This is a genomic window from Buttiauxella sp. WJP83 (assembly GCF_027594725.1).
Taxonomy (GTDB): Bacteria; Pseudomonadota; Gammaproteobacteria; order Enterobacterales; family Enterobacteriaceae; genus Buttiauxella; species Buttiauxella selenatireducens.
This window is the reverse complement of sequence record NZ_CP110080.1, coordinates 4,669,882-4,688,287: the sequence shown is the minus strand read 5'-3', so window position 1 is coordinate 4,688,287 and position 18,406 is coordinate 4,669,882. Positions and strand designations below refer to the sequence as shown.

16 protein-coding genes and 1 pseudogene are annotated in these 18,406 nt (G+C 50.0%); 1 reads left to right on the top strand and 16 read right to left on the bottom strand.

What is annotated here, in order from left to right:
* Positions 1–7 precede the first annotated feature (7 nt).
* The 7 genes and pseudogenes from pstB to glmU all read right to left on the bottom strand — a co-directional run bounded on the left by pstB (position 8) and on the right by glmU (position 8,377).
* A complete protein-coding gene (pstB, locus tag OH773_RS21645; protein WP_221200568.1) occupies positions 8–781 on the bottom strand; it encodes a phosphate ABC transporter ATP-binding protein PstB in 774 nt (257 codons plus the stop codon).
* Between the two features lie 47 nt (positions 782–828).
* The gene (pstA, locus tag OH773_RS21640; protein WP_270141818.1) at positions 829–1,719 is read right to left on the bottom strand and encodes a phosphate ABC transporter permease PstA; all 891 of its coding nucleotides are present in this window, start codon (positions 1,717–1,719) and stop codon (positions 829–831) included.
* Positions 1,716–2,678: a phosphate ABC transporter permease PstC gene (gene pstC / locus OH773_RS21635; protein WP_270141816.1), complete on the bottom strand. Its 963-nt coding sequence runs from the start codon at positions 2,676–2,678 to the stop codon at positions 1,716–1,718. Before pstC ends, pstA begins: the two co-directional genes overlap by 4 nt.
* An 80-nt stretch (positions 2,679–2,758) precedes the next feature.
* On the bottom strand, positions 2,759–3,799 hold the full coding sequence (gene pstS, locus OH773_RS21630) for a phosphate ABC transporter substrate-binding protein PstS (RefSeq protein WP_270141814.1): 1,041 nt from the start codon (positions 3,797–3,799) through the stop codon (positions 2,759–2,761).
* Between the two features lie 143 nt (positions 3,800–3,942).
* Positions 3,943–4,665, bottom strand: a pseudogene (gene rluF, locus OH773_RS21625) (23S rRNA pseudouridine(2604) synthase RluF); the annotation flags it as partial.
* Positions 4,666–4,884: 219 nt separating this feature from the next.
* Positions 4,885–6,714, bottom strand: a complete 1,830-nt coding sequence (gene glmS / locus OH773_RS21620; protein ID WP_270141811.1) for a glutamine--fructose-6-phosphate transaminase (isomerizing) — start codon at positions 6,712–6,714, stop codon at positions 4,885–4,887.
* A gap of 292 nt (positions 6,715–7,006) precedes the next feature.
* Entirely contained in the window at positions 7,007–8,377 is a 1,371-nt protein-coding gene (glmU, locus tag OH773_RS21615) for a bifunctional UDP-N-acetylglucosamine diphosphorylase/glucosamine-1-phosphate N-acetyltransferase GlmU (protein WP_270141809.1), read from the bottom strand.
* A gap of 339 nt (positions 8,378–8,716) precedes the next feature.
* Between glmU and OH773_RS21610 the strand changes: the two genes are divergently transcribed.
* On the top strand, positions 8,717–10,894 hold the full coding sequence (locus OH773_RS21610) for a right-handed parallel beta-helix repeat-containing protein (RefSeq protein ID WP_270141807.1): 2,178 nt from the start codon (positions 8,717–8,719) through the stop codon (positions 10,892–10,894).
* A 65-nt stretch (positions 10,895–10,959) separates the two neighbouring features.
* Here the strand turns inward: OH773_RS21610 and OH773_RS21605 are convergent, their stop codons facing one another.
* From OH773_RS21605 to atpI, 9 genes are all read right to left on the bottom strand, one after another.
* Complete coding sequence (locus OH773_RS21605; protein ID WP_183272021.1) at positions 10,960–11,379, bottom strand: F0F1 ATP synthase subunit epsilon; 420 nt, start codon at positions 11,377–11,379, stop codon at positions 10,960–10,962.
* 20 nt (positions 11,380–11,399) lie between these two features.
* Positions 11,400–12,782, bottom strand: a complete 1,383-nt coding sequence (gene atpD / locus OH773_RS21600) for a F0F1 ATP synthase subunit beta (protein ID WP_270141804.1) — start codon at positions 12,780–12,782, stop codon at positions 11,400–11,402.
* Between the two features lie 31 nt (positions 12,783–12,813).
* Complete coding sequence (gene atpG / locus OH773_RS21595; protein WP_183272019.1) at positions 12,814–13,677, bottom strand: F0F1 ATP synthase subunit gamma; 864 nt, start codon at positions 13,675–13,677, stop codon at positions 12,814–12,816.
* A 50-nt stretch (positions 13,678–13,727) separates the two neighbouring features.
* Positions 13,728–15,269, bottom strand: a complete 1,542-nt coding sequence (gene atpA / locus OH773_RS21590) for a F0F1 ATP synthase subunit alpha (RefSeq protein ID WP_183272018.1) — start codon at positions 15,267–15,269, stop codon at positions 13,728–13,730.
* A gap of 12 nt (positions 15,270–15,281) precedes the next feature.
* A complete protein-coding gene (gene atpH / locus OH773_RS21585; RefSeq protein ID WP_183272017.1) occupies positions 15,282–15,815 on the bottom strand; it encodes a F0F1 ATP synthase subunit delta in 534 nt (177 codons plus the stop codon).
* Positions 15,816–15,829: 14 nt separating this feature from the next.
* Positions 15,830–16,300, bottom strand: coding sequence for a F0F1 ATP synthase subunit B (gene atpF / locus OH773_RS21580; protein WP_183272016.1), 471 nt, complete (start codon positions 16,298–16,300; stop codon positions 15,830–15,832).
* Between the two features lie 61 nt (positions 16,301–16,361).
* Positions 16,362–16,601 carry a F0F1 ATP synthase subunit C gene (atpE, locus tag OH773_RS21575; RefSeq protein WP_000429386.1) on the bottom strand — a complete coding sequence of 80 codons (240 nt, stop codon included), beginning with the start codon at positions 16,599–16,601 and terminating at the stop codon, positions 16,362–16,364.
* A 48-nt stretch (positions 16,602–16,649) separates the two neighbouring features.
* Complete coding sequence (atpB, locus tag OH773_RS21570; RefSeq protein WP_270141802.1) at positions 16,650–17,468, bottom strand: F0F1 ATP synthase subunit A; 819 nt, start codon at positions 17,466–17,468, stop codon at positions 16,650–16,652.
* An 8-nt stretch (positions 17,469–17,476) separates the two neighbouring features.
* Positions 17,477–17,857 (bottom strand): F0F1 ATP synthase subunit I, encoded by a 381-nt coding sequence (gene atpI / locus OH773_RS21565; protein WP_183272014.1) that lies wholly within the window; start codon positions 17,855–17,857, stop codon positions 17,477–17,479.
* Between the last annotated feature and the right edge of the window lie 549 nt (positions 17,858–18,406).

Genomic DNA, 18,406 nt, shown 5'->3' with positions numbered 1-18,406 from the left:
CTCCCGATCAACCGTAGCGGCCAGTAATGTAATCTTCAGTCTGCTTCTTAGCAGGCGTGGTAAACAGCGTGTCGGTTTCGCTAAACTCGATAAGCTCGCCCAGGTACATAAATGCAGTGTGGTCTGAACAACGCGCCGCCTGCTGCATGTTGTGGGTCACGATAACGACGGTGTAATCCTGTTTCAGCTCTGTAATCAGTTCTTCGATACGACCGGTAGAAATCGGGTCCAGCGCTGAACACGGCTCATCAAGCAACAACACTTCCGGACGAATCGCAATACCACGCGCAATGCACAAACGCTGTTGCTGGCCACCGGAGAGACTGTATCCGCTCTGGTGTAATTTATCTTTGGTTTCGTTCCACAATGCGGCCTTGGTCAAAGCCCATTGCACGCGCTCATCCATATCACTGCGAGACAACTTCTCGAACAGACGCACACCGAAAGCGATGTTGTCATAAATCGACATTGGGAACGGCGTTGGCTTCTGGAACACCATGCCGACTTTGGCACGCAGCAGGGCGATATCCTGGCTTTGAGTGAGGATGTTTTCCCCATCCAGCAAGATTTCACCTTCAGCACGCTGCTCCGGGTAGAGCGAGTACATTTTGTTGAATGTACGCAGCAAGGTGGATTTACCACAACCTGACGGGCCAATGAATGCGGTTACCTGGTTCTTAGCGATATCCAGATTGATATCTTTCAGGGCATGGAATTTGCCGTAAAAGAAGTTCAAATCACGAACCTGAATTTTGCCTGAGGCTGTATCGACCATACTCATCTGTTTCTTAATCTCCATCCGACGCCGCCGTTGCCGCGCCGCAAAATTTAACCGTGTTTACTCTTTGCAAAAATCACGCGCGCCATAATGTTCAGCAGCAGCACACACAGAGTAATAATCAGAACGCCAGCCCAGGCTAACTGTTGCCACTCGGCAAACGGGCTCATCGCAAATTTGAAAATGGTCACCGGCAAGTTAGCCAGTGGCTGCATCATGTCGGTGCTCCAGAACTGATTGGAGAGCGAGGTGAACAGCAGAGGGGCCGTTTCGCCCGCGATACGTGCAATCGCCAGCAATACCCCGGTAATAATCCCGGAAACAGAGGCTTTTAGCGTAATCGCAGAAATCATTTTCCACTTTGGCGTGCCCAGTGCGTAAGCCGCTTCACGCAGGCTGTCTGGCACCAGTTTCAGCATGTTTTCCGTGGTACGAATAACGATGGGTACCTGCAACAGCGCCAGCGCAATGACCCCGGCCCAGCCAGAGAAATGCTGCATCTTCGCGACCACGATGGTGTAGACGAATAAACCCACCACGATTGACGGTGCGGAAAGCAGAATGTCGTTAATAAAACGAATCACTTCTGCCAGCCACGATTTGCGACCGTACTCCGCCAGATAAATACCCGCCATGATGCCCAGCGGTGTACCGAAAACGGTCGCCCACAGGATCAACAGGCCGCTACCTGCAAGGGCGTTCGCGAGACCACCACCAGCCGTATTTGGCGGAGGCGTCATTTCTGTGAACAGCGCAATCGACATTCCGTCGATCCCACGTGTAACCGTTGAGAACAAAATCCAAACCAGCCAGAACAGGCCGAACGCCATGGTTCCCATTGAAAGAGTCAGTGCGACGCGGTTTTTGAACCGGCGCTTCGCCTGCATTTTGCGGCGAGATTCAGCCAATGCTGCGCGGCTTTGCATTTCCATGGTTGTCATGAGCGCGCTCCTTCATTCTTCGCCAGACGCATCACCATGAACTTAGAGATAGCCAGTACGATAAAGGTGATAACAAACAGGATCAGGCCAAGTTCCATCAGTGCTGCGGTGTGCAGGCCAGACTCGGCTTCTGCGAATTCATTCGCCAGGGCGGAAGTAATACTGTTACCCGGCATATACAACGATGCACTGTCGAGTTGATAGGTGTTACCAATGATAAAGGTCACCGCCATGGTTTCACCCAAAGCACGGCCCAAACCCAACATCACACCACCGATCACGCCATTTTTGGTGAACGGTAAAACAATGCGCCAGATAACTTCCCAGGTGGTGCAGCCAATACCGTAGGCCGACTCTTTCATCATCACTGGGGTTTGTTCGAATACATCGCGCATAACCGCAGCAATGTAAGGAATGATCATGATGGCCAGTATCACGCCTGCGGCGAGAATACCGATACCGAACGCAGGGCCTGAGAACAACTCACCCACAATCGGTACAGAAGAAAGCACGTTGCCAACCGGTTCCTGGAAATAGGTCGCAAACAGCGGAGCAAAGATAAACAGCCCCCACATGCCGTATACGATACTTGGGATAGCGGCCAGCAGCTCGATGGCGATACCCAGCGGGCGGCGCAACCAGTTCGGAGCCAGTTCCGTCAGGAATAGCGCGATACCAAAACTAACAGGAACAGCAATCAACAGAGCGATAAACGACGTCACCAGCGTGCCGTAAATCGGCACCAGCGCACCATAAATGTCGTTAGGGGCGTCCCATTCTTTGGTCCACAGGAACGAGAAACCAAACTTCTGGATGCTCGGCCAGGAGGAGATAATCAGGGAAATAATGATGCCGCCCAGCAGGAATAGCACAATCAGCGCAGCTAGTTTGACTAGTGCGCTGAAAATGACATCACCTTGTTTGCCAGGGGCTTTGAACACCGGCTTACTTACTGCCATAGCTTACTCTTTGTCGTGTTTGGGTTTACCCGGCGTAAGTTACTCTATACACCGGGTTTTATCACCCGAGCTTTATAAGATTAGTACAGCGCCTTACCGGAGCTATCTTTTACGTTGGTTTTCCATGCAGCACGAACCTGCTCAACCACGGAATCTGGCAGGGCTGCATAATCCAGCTCGCTGGCCTGTTTTGCACCATCTTTGTAAGCCCAGTCGAAGAACTTAAGTACTTCAGCGCCTTGCTCTGGGTTCTTCTGTTCTTTATGAACCAGGATGAAGGTCGTTGACGTGATTGGCCACGCTCCGTCACCTTTCTGGTTAGTCAGATCCTGAGCGAATGATTTGCTCCAGTCAGCGCCTTTCGCCGCATTGGCGAAGTTTTCTTCAGAAGGTGCGACCGGTTTGCCGTCGGCAGAAACCAGCTTGGTATAAGCCAGGTTGTTCTGCTTAGCGTATGCATATTCAACATAACCAATCGAACCCGGCAGACGCTGTACGAAAGCAGCAATACCATCGTTACCTTTGCCGCCCAGACCCGTTGGCCAGTTTACCGTTGAACCGGCACCGACTTTAGATTTCCACTCTTCGTTCACTTTCGCCAGGTAGCTGGTGAAAACGAAAGAAGTACCAGAACCGTCAGCGCGACGTACAACAGCGATGTTTTGCGATGGCAGTTTTATGCCAGGGTTGAGCTTAGCAATGGCTTCGTCATCCCATTTTTTGATTTTGCCCAGGTAGATGTCACCCAGCGTTTTACCGTCGAGCACCAGCTCACCGGATTTCACACCTGGCAGGTTAACGGCCAGAACAACACCGCCGATAACCGTTGGGAACTGGAAGAGTCCTTCTTGTTGCAGTTTGTCGTCAGCCAGTGGGGCATCAGACGCACCGAAATCCACGGTGTGAGCAATGATTTGTTTAACGCCACCGGAAGAGCCGATACCCTGGTAGTTAACTTTGTTACCAGTTGATTTGTTGTAAGTATCAGCCCATTTGGCATACACCGGCGCAGGGAAGGTTGCACCAGCGCCAGTCAGGCTTGCAGCAGCATATGCACCGAAAGCACTCAGGGATAAGGTCGCGGCGACAACAGTTGCGACAGTGGTACGCATAACTTTCATAATGTCTCCTGCAGAGGTGAACGTAAATCGTTGTTTAGTGGATGCAGGATAGAAAATAGGACAGTTTGGTGACAATTAAATGTACGAAATATGACAGTTTTATGACAGGCCACTTTGGGCCATATTTCCAACTGTCATATTCAGGATTCTGAGTGCTCAATCCGCTTTAATAGCTCGTCCTGTTCGTCGCGACTCAAGTAGCGCGATTCCCCCAGCGGCAGCCCTTCCAGATGGATATTGATGATGCGGATACGTTCAAGTCGAGTAACCTCATAGCCGAAATATTTACACATCCGGCGGATCTGGCGATTCAACCCCTGAACCAAAGTAATACGAAATACCCGATCCGATTCTTTCGTCACTTTGCACTGTTTTGTCACCGTACCCAGAATAGGCACACCCGCGCATAAACCTGTAATAAACTCGTCAGTTATCGGCTTATTGACGCTAACCACATATTCTTTTTCATGATTATTGCCCGCGCGCAGAATTTTATTGACCACATCTCCGTGGTTGGTCAGCAAAATTAGCCCCTGCGAATCTTTATCCAGACGCCCTATCGGGGATATACGTTGGTCGCCGGTAATGAGAGTGCTGATATTATTTCGCACGCTCTTTTTCATCGTTGTGATGATGCCGACAGGCTTATTCAACGCGATTAGCACCAGGCCGTTGTCATCTCGCGGCTCAATAAGCTGATCGTTCACTTTCACCACATCGCCAGTAAAGACCTGAGCGCCAAAACTGACCTGCCTGCCGTTAATAAAAACACAGCCCTGTTCGACGTAACGATCGGCTTCACGGCGAGAGCAGATACCGCTATCGCTAATGTATTTATTAATTCGAATGGAAGATTCAGTCAGCATCGCGCTGTGTACCTCTGTAAAAAGGCGAACTATACCCAAAATAATTCGAGTTGCAGGAAGGCGGCAAACTCAAGAATCCCCAGGAGCTTACTTGAGTAAGTGACTGGGGTGAATGAGCGCAGCCAACGCACATGCAACTTGAAGTATAAAGGGTATACACACATAAATAAAAAAGCGCCCTCGAGAGGCGCTTTAGACTTTAAGAGATAACGCAGAAAGTTATTCTACAGTTACCGATTTCGCCAGGTTACGCGGCTGGTCAACGTCGGTGCCTTTAATCAGCGCGACGTGGTAAGACAGCAACTGCAACGGCACGGTATAGAAGATAGGTGCGATGACTTCTTCCACATGCGGCATCTCAATGATGTGCATGTTATCGCTGCTGGTAAACCCGGCATCCTGATCGGCAAAGACATACAACACGCCGCCACGAGCACGAACTTCTTCGATATTCGATTTCAGTTTTTCCAGCAATTCGTTATTTGGTGCGACAACAATAACCGGCATGTCCGCATCAATCAGCGCAAGTGGGCCATGTTTCAGTTCGCCCGCAGCATACGCTTCAGCGTGGATGTAGGAGATCTCTTTAAGCTTCAGTGCACCTTCCATCGCGATCGGATACTGATCGCCACGACCTAAGAACAGTGCGTGATGTTTATCGGAGAAATCTTCAGCCAGCGCTTCAATGCGTTTGTCCTGAGAAAGCATTTGCTCGATACGACTTGGCAGCGCCTGCAAACCATGAACAATATCGTGCTCAATCTGCGCATCAGCACCCTTCAGACGGCTCAGTTTCGCCACCAGCATCAGCAGAACGGTAAGCTGAGTGGTAAATGCTTTGGTCGATGCCACGCCGATTTCAGTTCCCGCGTTGGTCATCAGGGCCAAATCGGATTCACGCACCAGAGAAGAACCCGGAACGTTACAGATAGCCAACGAGCCCAGGTAGCCCAACTCTTTGGACAGACGCAGCGCTGCGAGGGTATCTGCCGTTTCGCCAGACTGAGAAAGGGTAATCATCAGGCTGTTGCGGCGAACCGCGGATTTACGGTAGCGGAATTCAGAAGCGATTTCGACGTCGCAAGGTACACCCGCCAGAGATTCAAACCAGTAGCGTGAAACCATTCCTGAATTGTAGGAAGTCCCACATGCCACAATTTGAATGTGCTCAACCTGAGACAGCATTTCGTTAGCTTTCGGGCCGAGCTCAGAGAGATCAACAGCACCGTGGCTAATACGGCCAGTCAGCGTATTTTTAATCGCATTCGGCTGTTCGTAGATTTCTTTCTGCATATAGTGGCGATAAATACCTTTGTCGCCAGCGTCATATTGCAGGTTAGATTCGATATCAGGGCGTTTAACCTGCTCACCTTTGGTATCAAATACCGTAACGGAACGACGAGTCACTTCTGCAATATCGCCTTCCTCAAGGAAGATGAAGCGACGAGTCACTGGCAGCAACGCCAATTGGTCGGATGCGATAAAGTTTTCACCCATGCCCAGACCGATAACCATCGGGCTACCCGAACGCGCCGCTAACAGTACGTCTGGATTACGGGTATCCATGATAACCGTGCCGTAAGCACCACGCAGTTGAGGAATAGTACGCAGCACCGCTTCACGCAGAGTACCGCCTTGCTCCAGTTCCCAGTGAACTAAGTGAGCAATCACTTCGGTATCGGTCTGTGAAACGAAGTTGTAACCACGACCCTGCAGAGTTTCACGCAGTGGTTCATAGTTTTCGATAATACCGTTGTGGACCACAACAATATGCTCGGAAACATGCGGGTGCGCGTTGGTTTCGGAGGGTTCGCCGTGGGTCGCCCAACGAGTATGAGCAATACCCGTTCCGCCATGCAGCGCTGTTTCAGCTGCCGCTTCTGCCAGTTTATTGACCTTGCCCAGGCGACGCAGACGAGTCATATGCCCTTTTTCGTCAACCACAGCCAGGCCCGCAGAGTCATAACCACGGTATTCCAGACGACGTAATCCTTCGAGAAGGATTTCAGCGATATCACGTTGCGCGACCGCGCCAACAATTCCACACATAAGATTAAATTCCTGATAATGGCGTTCTACGCCATGTGTTGTCGCTGACCTGTATGTTCCCGGTTATCCGGGGCCCCGAGCCTTGTAGAGAGTGGGGTTATAGTTTTTTGGTACTGCTTTGGGCGGGGGAATATATTTTCCCCTCGCCAAAATTTTGTTGGGTTTTCTCCTTCTCCTGGGGGAGAAGGCCGGGATGAGGGCACAACCCAGCTAACAACCCTCACCCTAACCCTCTCCCAAAGGGAGAGGGGACCAGATCGAGTGACTCTCTCCCTCAGGGAGGATCTGGCTATTACTTTTTCTTCACCGGGCGCTTCCAGTCCTGGATATGAGTCTGCTTCACACGACTAATAACCAGTTCATTTTCGCCAACGTTACGGGTGACCGTCGTGCCCGCGCCAATCGTTGCACCGCGAGCCACGGTCACTGGAGCAACCAATTGACTGTCGGAACCAACAAAAACGTCATCGCCGATGATAGTTTTAAATTTGTTTGCACCGTCGTAGTTGCAGGTAATGGTCCCGGCACCGATATTCACGTTATCGCCAATTTCGGCATCGCCTAAATAGCTTAAGTGACCAGCTTTAGAACCTTTACCCAGACGGGCTTTTTTCATTTCCACGAAGTTGCCAACGTGTGCACCTTCAGCCAGTTCAGCGCCAGGGCGCAAACGGGCGAATGGACCGATAGTGCACGCCGCAGCAAGACTGGCATCTTCCACCACGGTGTACGGGCTGATTTCGCAGTCATCGCCAATCACGCTGTTTTTAATCACGCAACCGGTGCCAATTTTGACGCGATTGCCTAACGTCACTTTTCCTTCAACAATGACATTAGTATCAATTTCAACATCACGCCCGTGTGTCAGTTCACCGCGCAGGTCGAAACGAGAAGGATCGCGCAACATAACGCCAGCCAGAAGCAGTTTATCTGCCTGCTCACTTTGGTATACGCGTTCCAGACGGGACAGTTGCAGACGGTTGTTCACGCCTTCAACTTCGCTTAAACGGTCAGGGTGAACAGCAGTGATTTCACGGCCTTCCTGATGCGCCAGCGCGATAATGTCGGTGATGTAGAATTCGCCCTGAGCATTGTTGTTATCGAGCTTCGCCAACCAACGTTTCAGATCTGCGCCATTCGCCACCAAAATACCGGTATTAATTTCGTCGATTTTGCGTTGTTCTTCGGTGGCATCTTTATGCTCAACAATGCCGACCACTTTGCCATTTTCGCGAGCAATACGACCGTAACCGGTTGGATCGTCAAGTTTTACCGTTAGCAGACCAATGCCACCCTGCGGTTTGGCGTCACGCAGCCGCTGCAAGGATTCAACAGAAATGAGCGGCACGTCGCCGTAGAGCATCAGAATATCTTCGTCATCGGCAAAGAAAGGGGCTGCTTGCTGCATCGCGTGGCCAGTGCCTAATTGCTCGGCCTGTAATACCCAGTTAAGTGAACCATCGCTAAGCGTATTTTTCAGCAAATCCCCACCGTGGCCGTAAACCAGATGCACTCGCTGCGCGCCTAAATTATTCGCCGCATCAATAACATGCTGAACCATCGGTTTCCCGGCAAGGGTATGTAATACCTTCGGGAGGTCTGAATACATGCGGGTCCCTTTGCCTGCGGCTAGGATAACCACGCTCATCGCATTGTTTGACATACGCGTCCTGACTTTAATTTGAGAGTGAAGTAAAACGATTTCTCGTTGAAATTTCTACATATTTTGCAACACAAAACGGGATGCCTAAAAAACGGACATCGACGGCATTTTGGGGGTGCTCATAGGCTCAATTGTAGGTGTATAAGGGCTGAAAAAGTACAAATGAAATAATAAAAGCCATAGTTCTCTAGGGATTAACACTTCTTTTCACCAGGAAACAAAGCCTTCACCCTACATTGAGCCGTTCTCGTTTTAATAATTGGTCTTTGTGATAAACATAAAAGAAACAGCGTTTCATTTATCAGCATAATGGTACCGATATTTATAAGGAGAATAACAATGGTGTCAAAATTACCTCTGGCTCTCACCCTCTGTGGTATCGCGTTTTCGCTGAACGCCACAGAACAATCACAACCCGTCTGGCATGCGATTGCTTTCGGGCAATCGACAGACGTTAACTTTTCATCCAACGTGTTACCTGAAAAAGTTGGCGTCAATAATGTCACGATCGATGGCAAAAAGCTGACATCTGCCGATGCTGCCGATCTTTCAAACCCCATAACCATCGAGAGCCGTGGCGGAAAAATCGCGAACTCTCATGATGGCTTAACGTTTTTCTATACCGCTCTTCCAGCCAACAAGAATTTTGTATTACAGGCAACAGTGACTGTCGATCAGTTTGGTCCTGAAAATGGCGCTAAACCTGCAGCTCAGGAAGGTGCCGGAATGTTGGTCAGAGATGTATTAGGTAATCCGCGTCAGGAGCCATTGAAGGAAGGATACGAAGAATTCCCAGCCGCCTCCAATATGGTCATGAACGCCATCATGACGCAGGATAAAAAAGACAGCTCACGCATCAAAATGCAGGCGATTGCGCGCGATGGTATCAGCCATCCCTGGGGGAATACTGGATCAACGATTTCCCGCAAAAGCTTTCAAGAAGCCATAGATTTGAGCAAAACGCCGACGTTCCGCATGAAGCTTGAACGCACCAATGACGGTTTTGTTACGTCATGGGCGCCAGCCGGAAGCGATGCATGGGTTTCTGAAAATATTAAACGCGCCGATATCATCACGACCCAGGACAAAGACCAATACTATGTAGGCTTCTTTGCTTCACGTAATGCCAAAATTACCGTCTCAGATGCTTCATTAGAAACAAGTGTGGCGAAAACAGTGACATCCGCGCCTTTCGTACCAAAAGAGTGGCCAGTGGTGATGCAGATTGCTTCTCCGCCAAAAAGCGCCACCAGCCAATATATGCTGCAGGCACGGGCTAACTATGACGGTAACTTCACCGTACGTCAGGATGAAGTGGTGATTGGGCAGGAAAGAGTCGCGAAGGCGGGAGAAATGTTCTCTTTGCCAACCACGCTAAAAGAACAAAATACCTTCACCGTGACATTCACCCCCACCAACGGGAAAGACAAAACCCCAGTCATCCAGGACTTCGCTGTTGAGTACGTTAATAATGTGAACGGCAGTATGCTATATGTCACCCCGGATGGAGTATCCAGCAACAATGGCTCACAAGCAGCACCGTTAGATTTATCCAGCGCCATTTCGCTTGTCGCTCCCGGGGGGAAAATAATCATTAGCAGTGGTGAGTACTCGCTCACGACCATTCCCATGGCTGATAGCGGCTTAAAAGGCAGGCTAAAAACCCTCGAGGCTAATGGCAACGTTATCATTCGCGGTTTACTTCTTGAGGGAAATTACTGGCATGTGAACGGTATTAAAGTGACGGATAAGAGCCTGCGGGTACAGGGCAGCCATAACCTTATTGAAAACGTCACGGCCTTTAAAAATGACGATACCGGTATCCAGATTTCATCCCCAGCAGATGTAGGCCGGCCACTGTGGGCAAGCTACAACCACGTCATCAACTCTGAATCTTTCAGCAATGAAGATCCTGGCAAAATTAACGCCGATGGATTTGCGGTGAAAATGCGTGTCGGTGAAGGCAACCGTCTTGAAGGGTGCTACTCACACGACAATATTGATGACGGCTTCGACCTGTTTAACAAAATTGAAGACGGGGCAAACGGCGTTGTGGTGATCGAGAATTCAATTGCACGCAACAACACCAGCAATGGTTTCAAATTGGGTGGGGAAGGGCAGCCCGTTGCACATGAAATCCATAACAGCGTAGCGATTGGTAACCATCTCGATGGTTTCACCGATAACTTCAACCCTGGCGCGCTGGTGGTGGCGAATAACGTCGCCGTCGATAACCAGCGCTTTAATTACATCTTTCGCCCAAGTCCTTACGGCAGTGCGGACACCCAGGGCAAGTTCACCGATAACATTTCACTGCGAAGCCACGAAGGGAAATATGATGACGCGATTTCAGGGCGTGTAGATAACAGTAACTATTTCATACGTAATGGCAAAACTGAGAACAGCGAAGGGAAGCAACTGAGCACTAAAGATTATCAGTCTTTGGCCTTGCCAGTGCCTTTGCAACGTAATTCGGATAGCTCATTCCGAACCGGTGAGTTTCTGACAAAGCAGTAAGAATTTAGCGCAAAAAAAATGCCAGTCAGGGAAACCTGGCTGGCATTTGTCTTTCAAGCAGGTAGTTACATCGCTTTTCTGGTCAACTCGATAACGCGAAGTTTCGCGATCGCTTTAGCCAGTTCAGCAGAAGCCTGAGCGTAGTCCACATCACCGTGGGAGCTGTGCATACGCTCTTCCGCTTTACGTTTCGCTTCCAGAGCTCGAGCTTCGTCGAGGTCCTGGCCACGAATCGCGGTATCGGCCAGCACAGTTACTGTGCCAGGCTGCACTTCCAACACACCACCGGACAAGTAGATGTACTCTTCATGTCCATGCTGCTTCACGATGCGGATCATACCAGGCTTAATGGCGGTGAGTAGTGGGGCGTGACCAGGATAAATACCCAGTTCACCTTCACTACCCGTTACCTGGATCTTTTCGACCAGACCGGAAAACATTTGTTGTTCCGCGCTGACGACGTCCAGGTGGTAAGTCATTGCCATATCACCCTCCGATTAAGGCGTTAAAGTTTTTTAGCTTTCTCAACGGCTTCGTCGATAGTACCAACCATGTAGAACGCCTGCTCTGGCAGATGGTCATATTCGCCGTCCATGATGCCTTTAAAGCCACGGATAGTATCTTTCAGCGATACGAACTTGCCCGGAGAACCGGTAAAGACTTCTGCTACGAAGAATGGCTGAGACAGGAAGCGCTGGATCTTACGCGCACGTGCTACAACCAATTTATCTTCTTCAGAAAGTTCATCCATACCAAGAATGGCGATGATGTCTTTCAGTTCCTGGTAACGTTGCAGAATAGACTGCACGCCACGCGCGGTGTCGTAGTGTTCCTGACCAACAACCAGTGGATCTAACTGACGGCTGGTGGAATCCAGTGGATCTACCGCCGGGTAGATACCCAGAGATGCGATCTGACGGCTCAGTACCACGGTTGCATCCAAGTGAGCAAAGGTGGTTGCTGGTGATGGGTCAGTCAAGTCATCCGCAGGTACGTATACCGCTTGAACAGAAGTGATTGAGCCAGTTTTGGTGGAGGTAATACGCTCCTGCAAAACACCCATCTCTTCTGCCAGAGTTGGCTGGTAACCTACCGCAGATGGCATACGACCCAGCAGTGCAGATACTTCTGTACCGGCCAGGGTATAACGGTAAATGTTATCAACGAACAGCAGAACGTCACGACCTTCGTCACGGAACTTCTCAGCCATGGTCAGGCCGGTCAGTGCAACGCGCAGACGGTTGCCTGGTGGCTCGTTCATCTGGCCATAAACCAGTGATACTTTGTCCAGAACGTTGGATTCGGTCATTTCGTGGTAGAAGTCGTTACCCTCACGAGTACGCTCACCCACACCTGCAAACACAGAGTAACCGGAGTGCTCAATCGCAATGTTACGAATCAGCTCCATCATGTTTACAGTTTTACCAACACCCGCACCACCGAACAGACCTACTTTACCGCCCTTAGCGAATGGACAAATCAGGTCCATTACTTTGATGCCGGTTTCCAGCAAGTCTTGAGAGCTGGACAGCTCTTCGTAGCTTGGTGCTGGACGGTGAATAGCCCAACGCTCTTCTTCGCCGATATCGCCTTTCATGTCGATAGGGTCGCCCAGGACGTTCATGATACGGCCCAGGGTAGCTTTACCTACCGGCACTTCAATTGGGTGATCGAGGTTAGCAACTTCCAGACCGCGACGCAGGCCGTCAGAAGTACCCATGGCGATAGTACGAACTACGCCACCACCCAGCTGTTGCTGAACTTCCAGCACCAGACGCTCATTACCATTTGTAACCTCGAGGGCGTCGTACACTTTTGGTACGGCATCCTGAGGGAATTCGACGTCCACTACGGCGCCGATTACCTGGATAATCTTTCCAGTAGCCATCTTGAATCCTCTACGTAATTCGTAAACCTGGTTATACCGCGGACGCGCCACCGACGATTTCGGTGAGTTCCTGAGTAATGCTGGCCTGACGAGCTTTGTTGTATACCAACTGCAGCTCTTTAATCAGGTCGCCGCCGTTGTCGGTCGCGGCTTTCATCGCAACCATTCGCGCGGCCTGTTCGCTGGCCAGGTTTTCTACGACGCCCTGATAAACCTGAGATTCCACATAACGACGCAACAGGGTGTCCAGCAGCGCTTTAGGATCAGGTTCATACAGATAATCCCAGGATTTCTTTTTCAATTCGCCGTCTTCTGCTGGCGGTAACGGCAGCAGTTGGGTGATAGTAGGAACCTGAGACATTGTGTTAATAAATTTGTTGCTGACAACATACAGCTTGTCCAGACGGCCTTCATCGTAGGCCTGCAACATCACTTTCACCGGGCCAATCAACTCGGACAGGGAAGGGTTATCACCCATACCAGTCACCTGAGCAACAATATTGCCGCCTACAGAGTTGAAGAAAGAGACGCCTTTGGAGCCGATCATTGCGATTTCGCTTTGAACGCCTTTATCAGACCATCCTTTCATGTCAGCCAGCAGCTTTTTGAACATGTTAGTGTTCAAGCCACCACACAGACCACGGTCAGTGGACACCACCAGGTAGCCCACGCGTTTGACTTCGCGTTCATCCAGGTAAGGGTGTTTGTATTCAAGATTTCCCAGAGCAAGGTGACCAATCACTTTACGCATAGTTGTTGCGTAAGGACGGCTGGCTGCCATGCGTTCCTGCGATTTACGCATTTTGGACGCGGCGACCATTTCCATTGCTTTGGTGATCTTCTGCGTGTTCTGGACGCTTGCGATCTTACTACGTATCTCTTTTGCGCCGGCCATGAGCTTCTCCTCAATGCCTTGCGGCTTGCCCTAAGACAAGCCGCCAGACTTTACCAGGACTGAGTTGCTTTGAAGGAATCGAGGATGCCTTTCAGCTTGCCTTCGATTTCGTCGTTATAGCCACCAGATTGGTTGATTTCTTGCATCAGTGGAGCATGGTCACGGTCAACGTAAGCCAGCAGAGCGGCTTCGAAACTACCGATTTTAGCCAGTTCCACATCTTCGAGGTAACCACGTTCAGCAGCGAACAGAACCAGAGACTGCTGCGCAACAGACATCGGCGCATATTGTTTCTGTTTCAGAAGCTCGGTCACTTTTTGACCGTGGCTCAACTGCTTACGGGTCGCGTCGTCAAGGTCAGATGCAAACTGAGAGAACGCAGCCAGTTCACGATACTGTGCCAGAGCGGTACGAATACCACCGGACAGTTTTTTCATGATCTTGGTCTGAGCAGCACCACCAACACGAGATACGGAGATACCCGGGTTTACCGCAGGACGAATACCGGAGTTAAACAGGTTAGATTCCAGGAAGATCTGACCATCTGTAATAGAAATTACGTTGGTCGGAACGAACGCAGAAACGTCACCCGCTTGAGTTTCGATAATCGGCAGAGCAGTCAGGGAACCGGTTTTACCTTTCACTTCACCTTTGGTGAATGCTTCAACGTAGTCGGCGTTTACACGCGCAGCACGTTCCAGCAGACGGGAGTGGAGATAAAATACGTCGCCTGGGAATGCTTCACGACCTGGTGGACGACGAAGCAGCAGGGAGATCTGGCGGTATGCAACAGCCTGTTTAGACAGGTCATCGTATACGATCAGTGCATCTTCACCGCGGTCACGGAAGTATTCACCCATTGCGCAACCAGCATACGGAGCCAGATATTGCAATGCAGCGGATTCAGAAGCAGTAGCAACAACCACGATGGTGTTAGCCAGTGCGCCGTGTTCTTCCAGTTTACGAACCACGTTAGAAATAGTGGATGCTTTCTGGCCGATTGCAACGTAGATACATTTGATGCCGGAATCACGTTGGTTGATGATGGCATCGATCGCCAGCGCGGTTTTACCGGTCTGACGGTCACCGATGACCAGCTCACGCTGACCACGGCCGATTGGAATCATGGCATCAACCGACTTATAACCGGTCTGAACCGGCTGGTCTACGGATTGACGTTCGATTACGCCCGGAGCAATCGCTTCAACAGCAGCAAAGCCGTCGTGGTCCAAAGGACCTTTACCGTCGATTGGTGCACCCAGGGTGTTCACCACACGGCCCAGCAGGCCACGGCCAACTGGTACTTCAAGAATACGGCCAGTACACTTAACTTTCATGCCTTCGGCAAGGTCAGCGTACGGACCCATTACTACTGCACCTACAGAGTCGCGCTCGAGGTTCAGTGCAATGGCGTAACGGTTTCCCGGCAGGGAAATCATCTCACCCTGCATAACATCGGCCAGGCCGTGTACGCGGATGATACCGTCACTTACAGAAACGATTGTACCTTCGTTGTGAGCTTCGCTCACAACACTGAACTGAGCAATGCGCTGCTTGATCAGTTCGCTGATTTCGGTGGAATTCAGTTGCATGCTCCAGTCCCCTTAAGACTGCAAGACGTCTGTCAGGCGATCAAGACGGCCGCGTACGCTACCATCAATGACCATATCACCCGCACGGATGATGACACCTGCCATTACAGACTTATCAATTTTGCAATTCAGCTTAACTTTGCGTGACAGACGTTTTTCCATCGCGGCGCTGATTTTCGAAAGCTGGGCTTCGTTTAACGCGCTAGCAGAAGTCACTTCGACTTCAACTGTAGCCTCCTGGGCTGCACGCAGTTGAACGAATTGCTCAAGAACATCAGGGAGAACCTTCAAACGACCGTTTTCAGCCATTACCTTAATCAGGTTCTGGCCATTGGCGTCTAACTGGTCACCACAAATAGAGATAAACGACTGAGAGAGCGTTTCCGGAGCAAAAGCGCCGGAGAGTAGCTCTGCCATTTGTTCGTTTTTAGACACCTCGGCGGCGAAACTTAGCATAGACTGCCAGTTATCAACGCTCTGGTGTTCGACGGCAAAGTCAAAAGCTGCTTTGGCGTAGGGGCGAGCTACAGTTACAAATTCAGACATCAGCCCCTCCCTCCTTACAGTTCAGCGACCAGTTTATCAACGATGTCGCTGTTAGCAGCTTCATCCACGGAACGTTCGATTATCTTCTCGGCACCGGCAATCGCCAGCAGAGCCACTTGCTTACGCAGTTCTTCACGAGCGCGTTTACGCTCTGCGTCGATTTCTGCCTGAGCCTGTGCAACGATTTTGTCACGTTCCTGCTCTGCCTCGGTTTTAGCTTCTTCAAGGATCTGTGAGCGGCGTTTGTTCGCTTGCTCGATAATCACCTGAGCTTCCGCTTTGGCTTTTTTCAGCTGGTCGGTCGCGTTGGCCTGTGCAAGGTCAAGGTCCTTTTTGGCACGTTCTGCAGAAGAGAGACCGTCAGCAATTTCTTGTTGACGCTTCTCGATGGCTGCCATTAATGGCGGCCATACATACTTCATACAGAACAGAACAAACAGGACAAACGCGATGGCCTGGCCGAGGATTGTTGCGTTAAGATTCACAGCACAATGCCTCTTTGTTAGTTAACGTTCTGATATTGCTTGGTATATTAAGCAATGCTTACTACGCGACGGCGAACATCACGTACAGACCCAGACCAACAGCGATCATCGGGATAGCATCCACCAGACCCATAACGATAAAGAACTGAGTACGCAGCAAAGGAATCAGATCAGGTTGACGCGCTGCGCCTTCCAGGAATTTTCCCCCGAGGATGCCGATACCGATCGCAGCACCGATTGCCGCCAGACCCATCATCACAGCGGCAGCCATGTACAGCAGATCCATATTCAGGTTTTCCATGACAGTCTCCAGTTTGTTTCAGTTAAAACGCAGTAGTGGTAAGTAAAATCAATGCTCTTCAGATGCCATCGACAGATAGACAATCGTCAGAACCATGAAAATGAAGGCTTGCAGCGTAATGATCAGGATGTGGAAAATGGCCCAAGGCACACTCAGAATCCACTGTGACCACCACGGCAACAGACCAGCAATCAGAATGAAAATCAATTCACCGGCATACATGTTGCCGAACAGTCGCAGACCAAGTGAGATCGGCTTGGACAGCAGGCTTACACCTTCAAGGATTAAGTTGAACGGTATAAATGCCCAGTGATTGAACGGCTGCAGCGTCAGCTCTTTCGTGAAGCCGCCAATGCCTTTCATTTTGATGCTGTAGAAAAGAATCAGGATAAACACGCCAAGCGCCATGGACAGGGTGATGTTCACGTCCGCAGACGGCACCACACGCAGGGCTGGCAGGCCAAAGATGTGCTCGCCAATATATGGCAAGAAGTCAATTGGCAGCAGGTCCATCAGGTTCATCAGGAATACCCAGATAAACACGGTCAGGGCAAGTGGTGCAATAACCTTGCTTTTGCCATGGTACATGTCTTTGACACTGCCATTGACAAAGCCGATGACCAACTCAACTGCTGTCTGAAGTTTCCCTGGCACGCCACTGGTCGCATGTTTTGCAACCTTGCGGAAGATAACCAGGAACAAGAGACCCAGGACCACTGAGAAAAACATGGAGTCAATATTGAGCGTCCAGAAGGTGGCTGGGGGGTTTTGCGGATCCACCAGCGAGAAAGTACGCAGGTCCAGCTGAAGGTTATTCAGATGGTGGCCTATATACTCCTGCGGTGTAGAGATTTCTCCTGCAGACATGATGCCTCTTACCCTTTGTTGTTAATTACAGCTGGTGCGAGTATCTGCACAACCAGCACCGAAACCCACGTCACAATAAGCGGCAACAATACCGCCTTAAAACCAGCTAACGCCACCACCAGTATGGTAAAGCTCGCAATCACCTTTAACACTTCGCCGATAGCAAAGGTCCAGGCCAAACGACCTTTAGACGGTGTATGCACCTGGTGACGCCAGGCGAAATTCATAAATACTGCATTTGGCAACCAGGCTGCCAGGCCTCCGCCGAAAGCAGAAGCACCCCACGCGGGGTCTTTGAGGCAAAACAGCAATCCAATTGCTATCACTGCTAGAAGCTGAAGGAACAGAAGCTTACGAGCAATGTTTCTACTCAATAGCGACATAGACATGGCGTATCCTAACTCCTGCTCCCTTCGGGGTATGTCGCGTGTCGTATAAAACTTCCTTTACGACTCCGAGTCAAGCCTCAAAAAGCGAGCAAATTATACGGTGCGGCCCCGTGATTTCAAACAATAAGTAGCAAAAAGGTGAACAAAAGTTTAAATATTTTCCAGTGCCGTTATTTTTCAACTTTTACTGAATGCTGGTTATTTTCCTGAAAACTGCAAATAACCGAAATACCCGCCGAATAAAGCGTGCACCAGATCACAATTCAAACATCTCACAGGCTTTGTACATTTGTCTGCCTCTTAAAGTGCGAAACACAGATGTCTGATAAATAAGCTGATTACCGTCTACTCTATTTAAAACACATTGAAACACAGTAAAAACATTTCATTGACATTTTTATTAAAGTTTTAACATCAAGCTGAGTAAAAAATTCACACTTTAATTAGCACGGTTATATTTTCAATGTTGACCATTTTAAAACTCAATATTCCTTATCGAGTTAAAAACCAGATACATAAAAGTTACAACACCGTTAAATGTAACCAGGG